The organism is uncultured Alteromonas sp. (assembly GCF_963976965.1).
Lineage (GTDB): Bacteria > Pseudomonadota > Gammaproteobacteria > Enterobacterales > Alteromonadaceae > Alteromonas > Alteromonas naphthalenivorans.
Genome location: NZ_CAXBMP010000004.1, coordinates 225,515 through 243,114, shown reverse-complemented (window position 1 = coordinate 243,114; position 17,600 = coordinate 225,515). Strand labels below are relative to the sequence as shown.

Annotated in this window: 19 protein-coding genes; 7 read left to right on the top strand and 12 right to left on the bottom strand. The window is 44.4% G+C overall.

Annotated features, from left to right (window positions below; translation table 11 throughout):
* The 3 genes from AAC006_RS05440 to AAC006_RS05430 all read left to right on the top strand — a co-directional run.
* A partial coding sequence (locus tag AAC006_RS05440) for a hypothetical protein (RefSeq protein ID WP_339890868.1) occupies positions 1-317 on the top strand: 317 nt, incomplete at its 5' end.
* An 88-nt stretch (positions 318-405) separates the two neighbouring features.
* A complete protein-coding gene (locus AAC006_RS05435; protein WP_013786455.1) occupies positions 406-795 on the top strand; it encodes a DUF4440 domain-containing protein in 390 nt (129 codons plus the stop codon).
* A gap of 171 nt (positions 796-966) precedes the next feature.
* Entirely contained in the window at positions 967-1,797 is an 831-nt protein-coding gene (locus AAC006_RS05430) for an HAD family acid phosphatase (protein ID WP_013786456.1), read from the top strand.
* A gap of 70 nt (positions 1,798-1,867) precedes the next feature.
* On the opposite strand, the gene AAC006_RS05425 is transcribed toward AAC006_RS05430, so the two are convergent.
* The 5 genes from AAC006_RS05425 to AAC006_RS05405 form a co-directional block, all read right to left on the bottom strand.
* Positions 1,868-2,086: a DUF2892 domain-containing protein gene (locus tag AAC006_RS05425; protein ID WP_013786457.1), complete on the bottom strand. Its 219-nt coding sequence runs from the start codon at positions 2,084-2,086 to the stop codon at positions 1,868-1,870.
* A gap of 74 nt (positions 2,087-2,160) precedes the next feature.
* Positions 2,161-3,669, bottom strand: coding sequence for a hypothetical protein (locus AAC006_RS05420; protein ID WP_013786458.1), 1,509 nt, complete (start codon positions 3,667-3,669; stop codon positions 2,161-2,163).
* 5 nt (positions 3,670-3,674) lie between these two features.
* Complete coding sequence (locus AAC006_RS05415; protein ID WP_013786459.1) at positions 3,675-4,589, bottom strand: outer membrane lipoprotein-sorting protein; 915 nt, start codon at positions 4,587-4,589, stop codon at positions 3,675-3,677.
* A 1-nt stretch (position 4,590) separates the two neighbouring features.
* Positions 4,591-7,176, bottom strand: a complete 2,586-nt coding sequence (locus AAC006_RS05410) for an MMPL family transporter (protein WP_208804539.1) — start codon at positions 7,174-7,176, stop codon at positions 4,591-4,593.
* A 687-nt stretch (positions 7,177-7,863) separates the two neighbouring features.
* Positions 7,864-7,995 (bottom strand): hypothetical protein, encoded by a 132-nt coding sequence (locus AAC006_RS05405; RefSeq protein ID WP_256771023.1) that lies wholly within the window; start codon positions 7,993-7,995, stop codon positions 7,864-7,866.
* Between the two features lie 512 nt (positions 7,996-8,507).
* Here AAC006_RS05405 and AAC006_RS05400 point away from each other — a divergent pair.
* Together AAC006_RS05400 and AAC006_RS05395 are read left to right on the top strand one after the other, a co-directional pair.
* Positions 8,508-9,287, top strand: coding sequence for a siderophore-interacting protein (locus AAC006_RS05400; RefSeq protein ID WP_288388818.1), 780 nt, complete (start codon positions 8,508-8,510; stop codon positions 9,285-9,287).
* 196 nt (positions 9,288-9,483) lie between these two features.
* A complete protein-coding gene (locus AAC006_RS05395) occupies positions 9,484-9,675 on the top strand; it encodes a CsbD family protein (protein WP_126874026.1) in 192 nt (63 codons plus the stop codon).
* Positions 9,676-9,782: 107 nt separating this feature from the next.
* Here the strand turns inward: AAC006_RS05395 and AAC006_RS05390 are convergent, their stop codons facing one another.
* From AAC006_RS05390 to AAC006_RS05380, 3 genes are read right to left on the bottom strand one after another with little or no spacing between them, the layout of a single operon-like run.
* Positions 9,783-10,310, bottom strand: a complete 528-nt coding sequence (locus AAC006_RS05390) for a hypothetical protein (protein WP_126874025.1) — start codon at positions 10,308-10,310, stop codon at positions 9,783-9,785.
* A complete protein-coding gene (locus AAC006_RS05385) occupies positions 10,300-11,148 on the bottom strand; it encodes an anti-sigma factor (protein WP_208804541.1) in 849 nt (282 codons plus the stop codon). The genes AAC006_RS05390 and AAC006_RS05385 overlap by 11 nt, the downstream gene beginning before the upstream one ends.
* Positions 11,145-11,633 carry an RNA polymerase sigma factor gene (locus tag AAC006_RS05380; protein WP_013786467.1) on the bottom strand — a complete coding sequence of 163 codons (489 nt, stop codon included), beginning with the start codon at positions 11,631-11,633 and terminating at the stop codon, positions 11,145-11,147. Before AAC006_RS05380 ends, AAC006_RS05385 begins: the two co-directional genes overlap by 4 nt.
* A gap of 390 nt (positions 11,634-12,023) precedes the next feature.
* On the opposite strand from AAC006_RS05380, the gene AAC006_RS05375 reads away from it, so the two are divergent.
* Entirely contained in the window at positions 12,024-13,241 is a 1,218-nt protein-coding gene (locus AAC006_RS05375; protein ID WP_208804542.1) for a S8 family serine peptidase, read from the top strand.
* 29 nt (positions 13,242-13,270) lie between these two features.
* On the opposite strand, the gene AAC006_RS05370 is transcribed toward AAC006_RS05375, so the two are convergent.
* From AAC006_RS05370 to arfB, 4 genes are all read right to left on the bottom strand, one after another.
* On the bottom strand, positions 13,271-14,275 hold the full coding sequence (locus AAC006_RS05370) for a hypothetical protein (RefSeq protein WP_013786469.1): 1,005 nt from the start codon (positions 14,273-14,275) through the stop codon (positions 13,271-13,273).
* Between the two features lie 161 nt (positions 14,276-14,436).
* Positions 14,437-15,084: a hypothetical protein gene (locus AAC006_RS05365; RefSeq protein ID WP_339348894.1), complete on the bottom strand. Its 648-nt coding sequence runs from the start codon at positions 15,082-15,084 to the stop codon at positions 14,437-14,439.
* 174 nt (positions 15,085-15,258) lie between these two features.
* The gene (locus AAC006_RS05360) at positions 15,259-15,936 is read right to left on the bottom strand and encodes a hypothetical protein (RefSeq protein WP_013786471.1); all 678 of its coding nucleotides are present in this window, start codon (positions 15,934-15,936) and stop codon (positions 15,259-15,261) included.
* A gap of 150 nt (positions 15,937-16,086) precedes the next feature.
* On the bottom strand, positions 16,087-16,500 hold the full coding sequence (gene arfB, locus AAC006_RS05355; RefSeq protein WP_126874021.1) for an alternative ribosome rescue aminoacyl-tRNA hydrolase ArfB: 414 nt from the start codon (positions 16,498-16,500) through the stop codon (positions 16,087-16,089).
* Positions 16,501-16,638: 138 nt separating this feature from the next.
* Here arfB and AAC006_RS05350 point away from each other — a divergent pair, with 138 nt between their 5' ends.
* On the top strand, positions 16,639-17,595 hold the full coding sequence (locus AAC006_RS05350) for an alpha/beta hydrolase (RefSeq protein ID WP_339890862.1): 957 nt from the start codon (positions 16,639-16,641) through the stop codon (positions 17,593-17,595).
* Positions 17,596-17,600: the final 5 nt, after the last annotated feature.

Here is a 17,600-nt window from a genome sequence, read left to right as displayed (position 1 = left end):
GAACATTTACGGGCTTGCCGATTACTACCGTACGAACTCAGTATAGATGGTGTGCTAGGGCAATCGGAACCCTCCACAGCATGGATGCTGTGGCGGAGCGCCCATGGATGGGTTTACCGCGCGTTTCGATTGCCCTAGCACATCATCTGTTAAGCGATGAGAATCTACCCCACAAAGTCATTGACTTTTTATTCGGCAAATTAAATACTGCGGTTATGACATTACGCACATTGCTGTTTTCAGCACCGCGCCAAGGTTTGGCGTTAAACTCAATTATCCTCCTCGCTATTATTATTAATAATTGGCGGGAAAGTTAGTGCGTACGTAAAACATCACTAAAACCCGCCGCCAAGGCGGGTTTTTCTTAAGTCTGTCTTCGCGGTAAAAACAAACGAGACGACAGCCATGAACAACATCACTCAGTTATTAGCCCGTTTGCATAACGCGGTAAACGAAAACGATCCAGCTTCGGTTAGCGCCTGCTATGGCGATAATGCCAAGGTGGTATCTACGCCGCTAAAAGGCACAGCCCAGCACGATTGTGTTAGCGCACTACAAACTTTCCAACGCAAATACATGCCGGAGCATATCGTTACCACCGGCGATGAAATTGTAATTGAAGCGGGTGATGTGGCGTTAGTAATCGCTAAGCTTTACCTAGTGCCAAAAGCCGCTCCCCACACATTACCTTGCGACGGCAAACGAGCGGTGTATGTGATGCAGCGAAACGACAGCGGTGAATGGCGATGCATTATCGATAACTTCTTTGGCACCGATTTACTCGACTTTGCCTGAGACTTTGCAGAAGCATTAGGCCCGGCGCTAGTTAGTTTTATCAGTAATACGACAAAGTGAGGCTCGGGCAAGTTACCTTTATTTTGAAGCCGGAACGTTTTGTGTCAAAGTAACGCATCAAAATTTTCATTGGCGAAGATAAACCGTTACCGCCAAGCAAGGACTATAAACATGTTTACCACTGCTTCGACTTCTCTTAAGACCGCACTGCGACCTATTGCCGTGTCTTGTTTGGCGCTAAGCGCGCTATCAGCCTGTGTTACTACCCCACAGGCTGACACCAGCGTAGCGGACGCTGCGCCAGAAGCGTCTTTTTCTTTATCTAACGCTGTGAAATACCAACGCCAGAGTAAAGAGTATCCACTTCTTAGCGCCTATGTTTATAAGCAAGCTACCGCCGCACTGCCTGCAACCTTTGAAAATCAGCAAACGCCTGCCGTAATCGTGCTAGATGTAGATGAAACCGTGCTAGATAACAGCCTTTATCAAGAAGAGCGTGAGTCAAAAGGCTTGGGGTATTCAAGCGAAAGCTGGAACGCATGGATAAAAAGGGAAGAAGCCACGTTAGTTCCCGGTGTAGATAAGTTTCTAACAACCGTGATTGAAAGAGGTGGAAAAATTGCCCTTATTACTAACCGCGATAAAACCTTAGACAGCCACACGTGGAATAACTTGCTCGCCATGGGCTTGCCGCTTACACCAAGCAACACCTGTATTATGGGCAGATTACCTGCCGACAAAGAGGCCGTTGATCATAAGTACATTGTGAACGATAAAGACCGCCGTCGTAATGCCGTAAAGCAAGGCTCGCCAGCTTGCTCGCTCACGAATGACACGGCAAGTGAGGGTTGGAACAAACCGCATAATATTATTATGCAAATTGGCGATAATATTGAAGATTTTCAAGGGGTAACGCAGGAAGATGCTTATCTGCCAGCGATACTGCCTGAAGTCGGCACTAGCTTGTTTATTTTGCCTAACCCTATGTATGGTTCTTGGTAAGCGTAGCTAGCCATCAACGCTTAAGCCTAACTAGTGCCTTCGCGAATATTTAAATTCGCTTATCGTTAAACTAGTTTTGCTGTTGAGCCAGCTCTCTTTCGCTTTTTAGCCCCAATACCTTTTTAAAAAAAAGTGTGGCGGGGCAAAAGCCGGTAAAGCTTTGCTGAAATAAGTTGGCGCCAATAAACACCGTAAACCATACAAAGTTTGGGTGAACCCATACGGTTAACACAACCGACAACAACACCATGAAGCCCGCAAAAGCGGTCAATGCTTTTTCCTGAGACATTATCATTTCCTCTTAAATAATCGCACCCAGTTAATTTGTACAAAATTTACGACTACATTTGTTTGCTGCGCAAACTAATAAAAATACCTAAACGCAAAATAGACGTTACTGGCATCTTCGAATTGAGCAAAGAAAGTATGTGTTTCTTCGCCGCTAAATAGGTTTACTCCGCCTCGAACCTGCCATTTATCAGTCGGCGAATAGCTGGCGCTAGCTTTCAAATAACCATCATTATCCGTAGGTGAATAAAATAGAAAGCTATTGATAGTGAGGGTTTGTCGCCACGCCTGCCATGTAATACGACCTGTAACCCAATGGCGATACGCTTCTTGCTCATATTCTGGGTAGAGTGAATGAGTCAATAGTGAATCATGATGTTGAATGGCTTCGGTATACCACTGCACAGCGCCGGTTACATTAGCCATCACTTCTTGGCTGTAACCCAGTAAGAAGCGGCTCTGGGAATTACTCACAGATGGATCAGTACCTTCACTATCTTCCACACTCCGGTAATACGCATACTCTGCATTTGCAATCCCTTTACCCAATGGCATAACGACGCTGGCGCCAATGGCATTTAAGCGGCTATAACGCGGCGCACCCAATTCATCTACGGCGGTGGGTTGCTTGGTATAACCTCGATATCCGTATAACGCAGCCTCAATACTCCCAATCGAGCTGCTAAATGTGCGATGCGCCCGCAACGCCACTTCACTACCACTAGGCGTATTCTCATTACTTACGGTATACGCTGGCGCGATATTTTCATCGGCTTGGGGGCTAAAAAAGGAAAAGACTTCTCCTGTAATACCGATATCAGGTTCAAATTCTGGTGTCACCACAACATCTATATTTATGGCCTCCCAATACCCAGATAACTTAATAGAAGCACTGGGCGCTTTTAAATACTCATCATCACGGCCAGAAAAAAATGACTGATAATCTTTTGGGAAAAGATCGTTTAGAAAGACATAATCACCTGTTCCCCAAGTGAGTACTTGCTGCCCAATTTTCAGGTCAAAAGCATTGCCCCATTGGCCCAAAGCAGCAAGATTGCCTTGCCATGCTAGCTCACGTATCTGAAATTCTCGTTGATGTTTAACGCCGTCGTACCACGCATCGCCCCGAAAACTAAGTTTCGATGCTGCTAGCGCGTAATCAGCGCGTAGTTGCACTCTTGCATCTCGTAAGGTGCTGCTAGCATCAATGGCAGCGTCAGTAGCTACTCGGTTTCCTGCCGCTAACTCGACAAATCCACTTAAGGTGTAAGCGGTAGCGCTATTGTCCTGCTCGCCCCAGTCTTCGCTATCCCAATTATCGTCACTCCAACCTTCGTTGCCCCAGCTGTTATCATCCCACCCTTCATTTTCCAAACTATCGTCACTAGCAGGCTCGGGGTTGTCGATTTGTTCAGTTTTAGCGGGTACATCTTGTGCAATTTCATTCTGGAGTGCTTGTGAATACACCGGAGTTGAAACACTTATTCCCAGCAGCACTATTGCAAGTAGCGCTATTCCCGGTAGCCCGACCTCAAAAAGTGCGCTAACAAAGTATTTCCCTGAAAAAAGCTGTGCTGCCCGCATCACGATTACTCCACAAACTCTCGTGGTGGCACTCGCAAGCTACGTTCGCTAAACACGCTGTCTGGCAACGCAATATCGTACTGAATACCGCGAAATTCCATTAAGGTATAACCCCCTGATGCTAAATCAGACACCTTGCTTCGTACTACCGTTGGGTACCCTTGAACTGTGTCTACTGATACCGCTTCAACTCGGCGGTAATTATCATCTCCTTTGAAAAAGTTGATTAGCGTGGGCAAGTAGGTTTGCTTGTCTATCTCTACGACATAATGAGAGAACTCTACGCTACCGGCGCTTTTAGGCGTTGCGCGTAACACATAGTGGGTATCGGTGGTATTTTGCATAGTGAAGTTGTCTTCTGACACTGCACGGCCCGACACATCTTCATAAAAAAAGTGTGAACCGACAAACGAGGTGCGTTTATCGCCAGCGGCAATGCGCTTTACTAAATCAAGGGCCGGTAAATACAACCAACGATCATCATCGGTATCAATGTTGGTGTGCTTTTCAACTCTAAACACCGTGCCTTTTACTTCGGTTGGGCGGCTGAAAAACACCAGCATTTTTTGGTCGCCGCTTTCAGTACCTTCATTGTTTAGCACGTCTTTACGCAAAATCGTGAACTGACGCATTTGTTTACGCCCTTGACTATCTACGATGATCATTCGCGCCATTGATTTACCGTCATTGCCTGCGTAATAGGCGGCCTTTTCTGACTTCGCAATAATACTCGCCACGTCTTCTTGCGCATTCGCGGTAACGGGAGTCACCGCGGCAAAAGAAAAGCAAAGTAGCAACATACTCGTTAACCAAACACGAACACTCGAGTTGGAGGTTTTAGTGTTGATGTGAGTATTAGCGCGTGCCATACCAGAGAAAACGCGATTAACATTTGTGATGTGAAGCATTGAATTACGCATATTAAGCTCCTTTAAAAACCCAACGTTTTAAAAATACCATGGCCGCGGGTAAGACCAACAAAGTCACCAAGGCAGAAACCGCCATGATACTCGCCAAGAAAACACCCACCGTTATGTAAGGCACTAACGGCGCTAGCAGTAAAGGGGTGAAGCCCAGTGCTATCACCAACGCATTTCGCGTTATTGCACTGGCAGGCTCATCGAACATAGCGTCTAAGGTGTCTGGCACACTACCCGTTTCCTTATAGATTTCACGCGCCCTAGCAAGGAAGTGAATAGCGAAATCCACAGATAACCCCAAGGTAAGCGCCGAAAGTACAGCAATAGGCATGTCGTAGTCTTTACCCACAATGCCAATAAGCCCGTAAATAAAGGTAATCGTGATGGTAAGGGGAAGCATAGCGAGCACGCCAAAAACTAAAGAACGGAACAGTAGTACCATCATCACAAATACAATGACAAAGGCGCTAAGCAAGCTTTCCAACATGCCTGTTACCATATTTTCTTGCCACACCACATTTAAGTAGGCTTTACCTGCCCAGTCGTAGCTTAGCCCTTCTGGTAGTGGGTTATTAGCAAAGTAATCTTCAACAAGCGAAATGACATTCGTCATATCTTGGTTGTCACCGCTGGTTAGCTGTAGCCAAATCAGCGTTTGGCGATAATCCGGCGTGACAAAATGCCACAGGTCTTGAGGACGGTGGGAAGACTGATATTGCATTAGGGTTTGTGCCACGCCTCGGTTGTTGGTGGGCAATGCGTAGTCTACCTCATTACCTGAGCGCAACTCACGATTCACCACTTTGACTACATCAACCAAAGACTGTGATTTACCAATTAAAGGTTGAGTATCTAGGTACGCTTGTAACTTCTCAATATGCGCAAGTACTGCGGGCTGTTGGAAGGTATTGGCATTCCCATTCGCGGCATCAACGACTTGCAATAAGTTGTCTAACGCGGTTAGTTCATCATCGTCGAGATTGCTAAATAGCGCATCATCAATACGCATGGCAAGTTCCGACATTTTGTTAGCATCGTCGCTCTGGTTTATCGACACCTGAGTTTGCTCAACCCATTCATCTAAACTTGATGGTAAATTTGCCTCATTTAATACCTTGATAGCATCAATGCTTTTATTGGTATCTGTAATGACCAAATAAGCATTGTACGTGCCCGCAAACTCTGCATTTAAGGCCCTGTCTGCCACCCTTATTTCATGGTCTTGTTTAAACCAACGCACAGGGTTGTCGTTGATATTAATTTGCGTAATTCCCCACGCTGATACTAGGGTAATTGCACCAAATACAGCAATAATCAGCGCTCTGTGGTTTAGCGCGATGTAGCGTAGTTTAGTAACGGTACGTTTTAGTAACGTGGTACTGCCTTCATTATTATCTGCTTCTTCATTTTGATGTAGCGCGACTTGAAGTTTGCTTAATGCCGCGGGCGACATACGGGAAATATAAGCAGGGATAAACGTAAGAGTAATCAAAAATGCCAATAAAATGCCAAAGCCAATATAAGCACCAAAGATCTGCACGGGCGGTATAGGGGTTAGCATTAAAGAGAAAAAGCCTGCTGATGAAGTGAGTGAGGTAAACAGCATGGGCTTAAACAGGTGCTCAACCACGTGAGTGATCACCTTACCTGCATTTTCACCTGGCTTATAACGGTCGGAAAATTCAGACAATATGTGTACTGAGTCGACTACCGCGATTGGCATGAGAAAAATAGCAATCATGGATGACATAATGTGCACAGTGAATCCCATGCCAATGAGAGCACCCATGGTAATGATAACTGTAGCCATCGCCACTATCATGGGCGCAGTAATAAGCGACCAATTTCTGAAAAATAAGAACAGAAGAATAAAAATCATGGCACCAGCCGCAGGTGCAGCGATAGCCATTTGCACAAACATTTCTACCCCAAACTGATCTTCAGCAACAGGTAAGCCTGTGATGTGCCATTGGCCTGCCGTGTCAACATTCGTTAAATAAGCGCGAATATCTTGGGCAATGCGATAACTTTCATTCTTGTCGGCAATAGGGATATAAATAGCAGCAGCGTTACCTGAAGACGCAGCCAGTGTGTCGTACAGTAACGGCAGCCTTTCGATAGATTTTTGTAGTTCAGCACTTGCGCTTGCGGTTTCAGGTGGGCTGGCCATTAACCATGAAAACTCAAGACTACCGTCACTACCCTGCTTAATGTTGTCTACCGTTGAAAACGACATGACGTCCTGGCTAATAACACCCTCTATGTCCAATACATGGTCAGTCACTTGGTGAATGGCTGCTAAGGTGTCTGGCGTGTATATACCGCTTGTGGCCTCGTCGCTTTTGGCACCCTTTTCCGGCACCACCAAACCAACCACTATCGCATCGTGCATGGAAAAGGTTTGCTTTACCTCATTATGAAAGGTACGAGAGTGATGAGATTCCGCCAGCATGTTTTCAGGATCGGTATCAATCTGAATTAACCGCATTTGAAAAGCGGCAAATGCCGTTATCACGGCGAGAAAAAAATACACCCATCGCCCTTTGTGCGTGCTTACATGCAAAAGCATATCAATTGCTAATTTCATATCAAAAACCTTAATATATTAGATTTTTATTATATTACAATTTGTGCGTTAAACAAGCATATTTTCAAGCAAGGTTACCGTGATTGTCATTGCGTATGTGCATGTCGGTAAGAAACGACACGGCAGTAGGAAAAAATTTCCCACCCATATTTTTTAACATACGCCTAATTAATGCCAAACGTTTTAAATTTAGAATAAAATAGATTTATATCAATAATTTACCATTATATTTAAACAGCTCTAAGTTTTGGCACAAGTTTGGCATTAATTAGACTAACGGATAACAACAGACGTAAACATGATGCTAGGAAGGCATACCGTTACCACGAAGGTAACCATGATATTACAGACTTTATCTGCGCAGGCTGACAACATTGGACGTAAAAGGAAATTCGTCGGCCAAGGATGCAAGGATTGATAGCAAGGTTAACGTCGCTCTGTTGTTTATCGGAAAGTTAAATACGTTTAACGCCAACACGGATGTTGAAAAAGGATGCGTCTTGATGACGAGCAAGGTTGACATTGATGTCGACAAAGCAATCCCCACGGAGTGGTTGATTTGCTTAAAGGAGTTGTTGACGTGAATGACCGATTATCTGTTTTTGCGCCAGTTGAGTGTGATGGCGACTTGGATTAAGTCGTAAAGGCCTGCAGGATGCAGAGTTGCAAACGCTATTTTCGCGATTGTTACTGGATGCCCACATCACTGGCACAGACATTGATGTCCATGTGCAACAAAGGATTGTAACCTATTTGGCTCTGTTGACTCGGCATTATGCCTTCAGCAATGGCCATATCGAGGAACACTAGTAATGTCATCGATATTATTAGTGTGCTGTCACCCGACAGCGTGCCTCTCCCCTCTAAGGCCCTTCCCGGCCTTTTATATACCTCTGATTTTAGCCCGCCTTTGGCGGGCATTTTTTTGCTTGTTAGTTTATTTTTTTTCCTTTTCTTTTAAACCCTTTCCTTTCTTTTTAAACCACTAAACCGATGATAAAAGAGGCCCTGAAAATCACGCTTTTAAAAACTTTTTATTTATTTTTATATTTTGCTGAACTTTTCTTTATTCCACCGCTCTTACTAATACATGGAGTCATTTAGTGTGTTGGCTTTGTGAAGTGTAAATGTGTTTTCCAAGTTATGTTGTGTTTTTCTTAAGGGGCTCTTTAGCCCCTTTCTTTTTGCCTATAAAAAACTTCCTCTTTTCCGTATTACGACCTACTTTTCTAAAAACCAGAATTATTAGCTAGATTTCATCCCAATCTTAGAAATGGAAATGAGAACTATTATCAAATAAGCTATATCCACTGTCGTATTTGGAGAAAATCATGTCTAAACCCGCACCTCGTGTTGTTGAAGTTATCGAGTCTTTCCGTATAACACCAAACATGCAACGTATTGTCCTTGGCGGCGCTACATTAGAAGACTTTCCAGACACTCGCCCTGGCGCTTACGTTAAGTTACTTTTTGATTTAAATGGTGACCCTGTCGTTCAGCCTGCCAAAGATAAACCCGTTGCTATGCGTACCTACACGATAAACAGCTTCGATAGACAAAAAGCACAAATGTCCATTGATATGGTAGTGCATGCAAAAGATGGAGTAACTGGCCCCGCCGCCGCATGGGCGCTAAGCGCAAAAGAAGGTGACAAGCTAACTATTGCAGGCCCTGGTAGCAGTAAAGCGTTAGCAGAGAATTATGACTGGGTACTTTTCGCAGGCGACATGACAGCGCTGCCCAGTATTAGAAACTATTTACAAGCACTTCCTAGCCATACTAAAGGCATTGCAGTTATAGCTATTGAACATGAAACCGATGCTACCACGTTAGAAAAGCCTGAAGGCGTATCGATTCAGTGGGTATCTAAAAAAGAAGCAACATTGTCTGACGCCTTGCAGCGTATTGACTGGCAACAAGGAACCCCTGCTGTATGGGTTGCCTGTGAATTTTCTCAAATGAGAAAAATTCGTTCGTGGCTTAAGGACGAAAAAGAGGTACCCCACAGCCAAGTGTACATTAGCAGCTATTGGCGTGAAGGGCGCAGTGAAGATCAGCATAAGATAGATAAGCGCCAAGATGTTGAAGCCTTTGCACAACAACTTGCCTAACTAGGGCGCGCTGAAACATAAAACCCTGTATGACTTTCAGCGCCCTGTAAATAATGCAGGGCATTGACAATAGCACCTTCTTCTAAAACAGTAAAAACCTCTATTTTTCATAATGTTAATCTTTGGAATGGGGATTGCTACTTATTAAGTGCAGTTCACAATAACCACTCGGTTATTCTTTTTAAAGGAGCAACATATGAACAATGATCGTATCGAAGGCAACTGGAAAGAAATGAAAGGTAAGGTACAACAGCAATGGGGTAAACTTACCGATGATGACCTAGACGTAATAGATGGTCGTCGTGAAGAATTAGTAGGTAAAATTCAGCAAGCATACGGCAAGAGCCGTGAAGAAGCCGAAAAAGAAGTGGATAACCATTTCAACTAGGCACTTTACCTAAGCCTTAACGGCTTGCAGCACAAAAAAAGCCCCATTCGGGGCTTTTTTTATACATAACACAACCTAACCTTTAGGGCTAAGCACCTTGTAAGTGCTTAAGGTGAAGATTCCGTATCAGGTTTTAAGTTGTTGCTAATTTCTCTTGCATCAAAACTGGTGGCCGACGTGGGCCGTGTACCTTTTCCCATCTCAATATTCAAAATACTTTCGATTTCGCTCTTTTGCGAACCACCTACGAAAATGCCAGATTCAAACTGGGTTGTAGGATGATAAGACGTTCTACAAGTAATAACGCCACATTCAGTTACCCGCGCATAGCGTTGGCTGAAGCCAACCTGAGGTGATGTTTGTACGCGCTCTTTATCTACCATGGTTTCCCGATCGGTTACTACAAACCAATCATACCCTTTCAGTAAGGTCAGCTCCGCTGAACGGTACATGGCATAGTCCATAGCCTTACTCTTATCAGACCCTCTACCTTTGAAGTGAACGCGGTATTGGGTTTCACTTAATTTACTTTCGGTATACCCAAAACCACCATTAGATGCCTGTCGATAATCGGGTTGACTCGCGCACCCCGCCATTAGCATTACTGCTAGAAACGCTATAAATTTAGTTTTCATAAACGACTCCTTCGGCAGTCTTAGACTGCCATCCATGATTAATAGCTTGCTGCTCTTGTTCTCTGTTTAATGGCGTCGATACCATTAACAAATCTATCTCTTCATCAAGTACTTTATTGGCACTTGCCGTTTGATACTCACTTTTGTTGCGACCCGCTGTCATCAGCTTACTCGCGTGAAGTTGCCAAATGCCTTGTTCATTTTTACACGCAATCATGATATTCAGTTCATCTTCACCTTGTATCTGCGCTTGTCTGCACAACTGTGATTGTTTATTCATAAACGACAGTTGTGGCACTATCTCCATGCCCGCATCGGTTACCATCATCTCACCCGTTAGATTATTATCGAGGGCTGTAGATACATTCGCCCAATGGTTATTCGTTGACGAAGTGCCAGCAGGATCTAGGGGGTCTGTATACTCTGATTGCATCAAGGTTAACCCTGCCACTAACGCCACTCCAGCCGCTAACGATAAAGGGAATTTCCACTTCCCACTACGTTTAGCGTCTTGGGCTTTGCGATTAAACGAAGTAACGTTGCTTGGCATCCTCTCACTTGCCTGGCTTGCACTTACATGGTCTGAGTCGAAATCTGCTTGCTCAAGATAGGCTTCTGAGGTCGCATCATCTGCAAGTAATGCCACTACGCTATTAGGTAAAGGTTTTTGCGTTGCAGCATCAGCCGCTGCTTTCACCATCATGTCTACCTGCGCTAAAGACGCTAAGCGGTCTGACAGTGCAAGATCACTGGCAATAGCAGTTCTGACATGTTCCATGTCGTCATCGCTAAGTTCTGCGTCTAAAAATGCACAAAGCATTTCGTCAGATATTGTCATAACACCACCTCTTGTTGTGGGTTTAGCATATTACTGAGTTTGCTTCTTGCCCTAGCAAGTCTGCTCATAATAGTCCCAGCAGGCACCTCAAGTACCTCTGAAGCATCTGCGTAGCTCATTCCTTGTATAGCAATAAGTGACAAGGTCTCTCGTTGTTCTGGGGGTAATTCCCCCATGGCTTTACTTACTTGCTTTAGCGTAATACCACCTGAAAGGGCTTCATCCAAATGCGCCTCATCCTTAGCCTGCAATTCAGGGCTAACCGCCGCACTTGTTCTTACTTTTTGCGCACGATACTCATCTATCCATAAATTGCGGCAAACTCGAAATGCCCATGCCATTAATGTGGCATCTTGTGGCAAAGGTTTAGTCAGTAGCTTCTCAATCGTATTTTGCAGTAAATCATCAGCATCATGTATATTGCCGGTAAGTGAAAACGCAAATTTTCTTAATGATGGAACGAGTTCAGTCACTTCTTCTTTCATACAACTTCCTATGAAATCATGCTTTATACCTAGTTAACGTTTGATGCCGTGATTTATTCCCAAGGAACGGGAATTTTTTACATCACCAAACGTTAATTAAGTACGAGAAAAGGGTTATCCCATCATTAAGGGCACGTTTTATGCCAGCTTTATTTATGGATAGGTTGACCGAGTCCTTCGCGGTGAGTAACAAGCACGCTGGGCCCGGTGATGCCTGTATGGGTTTAGTCGCAAAGCAAGTGAGGTAAAATTATGAAGTGCAGATCGCTTTGTCAGCGCGTAGTAGGCGGCTTAATATTTACAATGGGCAGCGTGTGAAGCTTAAATGCCAGCGCCCAGTTAACTATTGGCCGTCAAATAATCGAACCCGTCAGGCCTATCATTGATAGCGTGCCCGTTGATGTAGGCACCGTGCGAGATGTGCTTGAAACTCAGGTAACACAAGGTGTTGAAAGTAGGTTTGACACCTTAGCTAACATACCTGCCCCGCAATTTTCTGTTCCATCGCCCCTAAGCCTTGCCTCGCCTTCAGGCACTCTTGTACTAAAAGAAGTAAAAGCCCCTGATGGATTTTTAGCATTGGAAAGAGAATGGTTAGTTGTCGGTAGCGAGGCTGACAAAACTCACTTTTCTCACCCCGACATCACCATTGAATCGTCTCGCCATTTAGCCGCTATAGACCAATGGATTTACCGTTTAAAGGTTAATACTAGCCTCGATGAACTGTCTCAAATAAGAAACAGCTTACCGGAAACACTAAAAACGCAAGTAGGTCGTAATCATATTTATTTAACGCAAGGCATGGGCGCAGCAGAAAGCGCTAAAATCAAAAACAACAACCAAGACATGCTAGCTAACATTACAACTACTGATAAACCAGGCGTTTGCCAAATACCTGTTCGTATTGGAATGATAGATACCAGCATTGCGCAAAACCACAAAGCACTGGAACACCTTGTTATTGAACAACAGCCTTTTCTTCCACAAGCTTTACCAACTACCCAAGTACACGGTACGTCAGTAGCCAGCTTATTGGCAGATAATATGCGTGCAGGAAGTCACCTCTATAACGCTAGCGTCTTTTATACGCGAAACAGTATTAGTCAGGGCGCGACCTTATTATCATTAATTGATGGTCTCAACTATTTAGTCGCCAAACAGGTTGATGTTATTAATATGAGCTTAGCAGGGCCAGAAAACTCGGTACTGGCCAACGTTATACAAAAAATCAGTGAGCAAGGGGTGCAAATTATTGCAGCAGTTGGAAACGAAGGACCAGCCTCTCCGCCTTTGTTTCCCGCGGCATACCCGTCAACTATTGCGGTAACAGCAGTAGACAATAACCACGCTATCTATCGATGGGCCAATCAAGGTAACTATGTTGATTTTGCGGCCAGCGGTGTTTCAGTAGAAGTCGCACATCCAGATGGTACGACTAGCCGTGAGACCGGCACATCGATGGCAACGCCTTTTGTTTCAGCCCGCTATGCCTGTCTATTTCGCGCTAGTTCAAATCCAGCCCAAGCGTTAGTCACATTGCGCGACCAAGCTATAGATGCTGGAGCACCGGGACGAGACCCGGTTTTTGGCGTAGGTATTCTCCATTAGTTAAATCAACAGTGAATGCTATTGTGCTATCAAAAATGAAATCTAACACCAATTTCACCAATGGTTTCTTGATAGTCTGCCGATACTAAGGTTGAACCATAGTCTTTGTATTGCGTGCTTACGATAAAATCTACGTTCTCCATAGCAGCATATTCTATGCTCGCTTTGAAAACATGCCTATCATCCTCTCGTCGCCTGCCGCCTTGTTGTTCAAACTCACTGAAAGGTGCTCCTGAAGCAGTAGGCTCGCTGCTTAGGCTACCTTGACCATAGTGTCTGTTTTCCATTTCATAACCGAGCTTGATATCGAGTGCGCTACCCCACAAGCTGGCGGGGTAAGCATAACTGGCGTCAATACCATAGCTGGAATAGTCGAACGCTTGGTTCAAGGCATCTTCATTTTGATATTTCGCGCCCAATTGCATAAAGCTTTGGTTTTTAAAAAACCAGAAACCGTCAATGCGGCTAGATAGCGCATCGGCGTCGCGCTCTGGCACCGATTCAAACGACTTATCGATGGTGTCGACACTTAATCGCCAGTAACCTTGCGTAAACGCACTGTTGGCCAATGAAACACCGCTTTGTTGGTAAGTGAGAAAAGCATTGTTATCAAGGTCAGCATTTGCGTAATAGTGATGAACGCCAATTTTAGTCCAAGACAATTGGTAACTCGCCTCGCCCGACAAGGTAGTGATAGCTAGGTCAAAATTCGACAGTGCATTGTAGCGCGTTTCACTATGCTGTGCAGACGCACTGAATTGCCATTTATCGGTAGGCATTAACGCTAGCTTAAGCTTCGCATTCCCTTTAATTGCTGAGTCGGATGTGTCGGTATTCGTATCAAGTTCACTAACGTTCACATTTGAGTCGTGATGAGCACCGATATAGGCTTCTCCAGTCACTTTTATCAACTTGTGTCCGTCAGTTTCTGCGCTGTTTTCTGACTGACTCGCCATGGCAATTTTGCCAATTAAGCTTAATGCAATAGATAGACTTAATACGCTTAATAATGATGTGGAGGTTTTAAGGCTCATGCAGGTGTCCTACTAAATCGAATGCTCACGGAATTAACACATGGAAGTAAGGGCGGGGCTGGGAGTAGCGCCCCCCTTGTTTATATAACCTTCATAGTTATTGGAATAACCAGAGGTGGCGGCGGTTCAAGATTCGTCTATTACCTTGAACCGCGTGACTTTTACTGGTTCAAAATGCCAGCAATACTTCCGCTCACCGTGTTTTCAACGGTGGTGGAAACCGTATTTTCGATTTGCCCACTTACTTGGCCAGATACCTGGCTAGCCACGCTTTCTTCAACCTGCGATTGCGCTACTGCTTCAACTGATTGGGTAAGTGTTGAGGAGACTATGGCATTGACATCCGCCGCCTGCGAAACACTGCTATCAACGGCGCCTGATACCATATCTGTGGCAGTTGAAGCGGTAATATCTAAGGCGCCTGCAGCATTAGAAGCAATGGTTTGCGTTGCCGCACCGCTGCCTACTAGAGCACTTTGGGCACTGGTAAGTTGAGTAAGCATTTCGCCGCTTGCCGCATCAGATGTTTCTGATGTGTCGTTAGTAGTGGCAGTAGCATCAGCCTGGTCTGCGTTTTGCGTTTCGCTGCTAGCTTCAGTTTCTGTAACACTATTTGACTGTGCATCTACGTTTGCAGAAGCTGAAGTTTGTGAGGACATTGACTGAGTAGCACTTGCTTGCTCACCAGATACATTGGTTGAAGCTTGGGTGCTATTGAACACTGAAACAGATGTATCGACAGCCTGAGCTAGCGCCACGTTTGAAGTAAGACCTAGTGCAACAATTAAAGCAGTATGTAGTTTGTTCATTCGTTTATTTCCTGTTTTTCATCAAAGACACTTAAATAACGAATGAACCTCAGAGTTTATTCCCAACAAGCGATAAAAAATTTTCCACAAACAAAAACACCCCGCTTTAGGCGGGGTGTTTCATTTAATTCAAAAATCTAAAAAAGCTATACAAAACAGCGTAATGAAGACATCTTAATCACCAGAGGCATTGAGTCCAGCTTCCCACCAAGGTGATGAATAATCAATATTTTCTTGAGGAAGTACATTAGAGTAACGCATTCTTACCGACTCCCAAAAAGCCGCTTTGAAAACAGGATCGTAAATGACAAACTCGCCTTGTGAGCGATATTGCTCGAACAAATCCTTATAGGCACCAACGGGGGTAAGCGGATTACTTTGCTGGAAAACAACGTCTCCACCAAAGGTTTCATACAGTGACTTAGACACCTTCCAACTCTTAGCCATGCCTTCTGCCATGGCTAAACGATAACGTTCAACTTCTTCATCTGAGTATTCAGCATTGTGGCTTAAATCGACTGTCCAGGTTTTTATAACCGCGTAAGCAGACTCAACTTCACTATTTGAAGGCTCAATATTGTTCTCGTCGGCAAAGTCAGCAATAACAGATTCGCTAATTTTAGTGCCTAACGCACGCTGAGCTAAAAGTTTACGGATCTCAACTTCAGATTTGTCACTAAGAATTGACTGGAAGCGATCTACATCACTTTGGCTAGGTTGTAGTTCGCTATTTGAAATAGTTTTACCGAAGAGTTTCGCGATAATTTCGTTGGCGGCTTGTGGCGTATTTATCCCAAGCGAGACAACGATGGCAGCGAAAAGTACCATAGGTATAATGTCAGACCGTGTCATTGAAGAAATTCCCTAATATCCACAACAGCTTGAGCGCAAAACGTATTCTTTAATCGTATATTTTTCGTATCTAACTCATTAATACGTAGAATGTTCCATTCATTTCACGAAACGACGTCGCTGAAGAGCTATACTTTAGGCTAAAGTCGCTTAAATATCCACTTTTTTCCGCATAGACTTTCTCACACTTTGTTGCTTTTTGGCCTCGCCGCGTCTTGCTTTTACCGCACGGCTCATGCGGGTTGCCTTCCTTGGTTTTTGTTTTTTGGTGGCACTGACTATCCACGCTTTCAAACGCACAATAGCATCTTCCCGGTTCTGTTCTTGGGTTCGAGAATTCTGCGCTTTTAGCACAAACACGCCATCGTTAGAAATTCGGCTGTCTTTTGTATTTAGCAGCGTATCTTTTACCTCTTGCGGCAAAGACGAGGCAGGTATATCAAGGCGCAGATGGATAGCACTGCTCACTTTATTGACATTTTGCCCACCGGCACCCTGTGCTCTGATGGCTTGCATTTCAATGTCGCTATCTTCTAGCGTAATAGTAGGGGTAATCGTAATCATAGCTTAACGGTTATATTCTTCACTTGTAAGTTATTTGACAGTTTATGCGTTGCACCCAGCCCCATGGAAAAAGGCTTACATTGACTGTTTATTCATTTCTTATTAGCTTACTAATTACGCTAATAAAGGAAACATATTGTGGTGGTCATTTATATTATTGTCGCACTTATCTTCTGCCTGTTACTGGCGTCGTGGCTTTTCACTCAGCATATCGATAAAAAAATCGAAAAAAACTTCCGTCCACCAGGCCAATTTTTAAATGTGCAGCATGAAAAAATTCACTACACCAAACAAGGGCAAGGCCCTACCCTTATTCTTATTCATGGACTGGCCGGTAATGCGCTTAATTTTACAGCCTTAGCGAATCAGTTAGCTAAGCACTATACCGTATACAGTATTGACCGCCCTGGAAGTGGCTTTTCTACTCGTCATCGTAACATACCAGCAGATTTCAACGTCCAAAGCGCCACTATTTTAGATTGGATGTCGCAGTTAAACATACGTGACGCTTATGTCGCTGGGCACTCTATGGGAGGCGCTATTGCTTTACGTATGGCACTAGACGCACCGGATAAAATTAAATCTGTCTCGCTGCTTTGCCCCTTAACCGTGCCCTTAACGAAAGGACCAGGTCCATTATCTATGCTGTACATTCCTTATCAAGGGTTGCGCAGGGTTATCAGTCGTACATTGGCCGCGCCGCTGCGTATACTTTTTGGAAAGAAACAAGTCGCTCAAATCTTTTTCCCAGAGCGGGTACCCTCGAACTTTGGAATTGAAAGCGGTGGGGCGCTAGCGCTGCATTCAGAGAGTTTTTATCAAGCTAGCTGTGACATGGTAGCATCAACGGAAAGCTTGTATAAACAGTTTGAACATTACGAAAAAATTTCCTGCCCGGTGGGTATTTTGTATGGTGAACAAGACGCTATCTTATCTCCCGATGCGCATATGTCATATATTGCTACATCGCTTCCCGACAGCATGGCTGAAATTATCCCCAATGCGGGTCATATGATAATTAACACTCAGCCTGAAGCCTGCTTTAACTTCATAAACAAAGTGAACAAATTAGACGCTCAGGGCGAGCTCGCTTAATCGTG